The organism is Haloferax sp. s1, from assembly GCF_058382125.1.
On sequence record NZ_JBZRPK010000035.1, the window covers coordinates 1 to 652 of the forward strand.

At 65.5% G+C, this 652-nt stretch carries 1 protein-coding gene; it reads right to left on the minus strand.

What is annotated here, in order from left to right; all coding sequences use genetic code 11:
* Positions 1 to 33: 33 nt before the first annotated feature.
* The coding region (locus QT222_RS00200) for a PH domain-containing protein (protein ID WP_491475921.1) at positions 34 to 652 on the minus strand (619 nt) is incomplete at its 5' end.

The following is a 652-nucleotide window of genomic DNA, read 5'->3' on the forward strand; positions in this document are numbered from 1 at the left end:
TTCTCACAGTGCACGCAGCGGTGGATTCCGTCTTCAATCGCGACTCGGGAGGATCCTGCAGCGTAGTACGTTGGCGGTGTCGAGGTACCGAAGTGTCCGGGAATCACCGTCGTCGCGCTGCTCCAGCGAGACCGAGGAGACTTTCAGAAGGCGTCCAAGCAGTCCGGACCGGTCCGTCGCGTCCGTGACTCGTTTACGTTCGAGACGCCACTGCGGCTCGTCCAGAAAGCAGTCGTGGCAGACGACGCTATCCTCGTACACCCGGTACTCTACGTGCCCCCACCGGAGGTCGCTCTCCACGAGCGTGTGTGCGACGACTACCACCACGGCCACACTCGCACCGACGACTGCCCACGTCACCCCGGCGACGACGTACCCGAGGAAGGCAGTGACGGCCGCCGCGGCGAAGCGTCGGGGGTTCAGCATCCCGAGGAGACCGTCAACGACTGCGCCGGCCCACACCGCGTGGCGGTTCGTGTGGAGCGCGTTTGTCGGGTCTCCATCGGGGGCGGAGACGGGTGCCCATTCATTGTCGTCTGCGGTCTCGAAATCGGCCTCGCTCGGGTCAAGTGGGTCGAGCCGCTCGCTCCGCCCGACCACGGTGTGCACGTCGAACCCGACGCGAGCGAAGTAGACGAGCATGAAGAGGAGC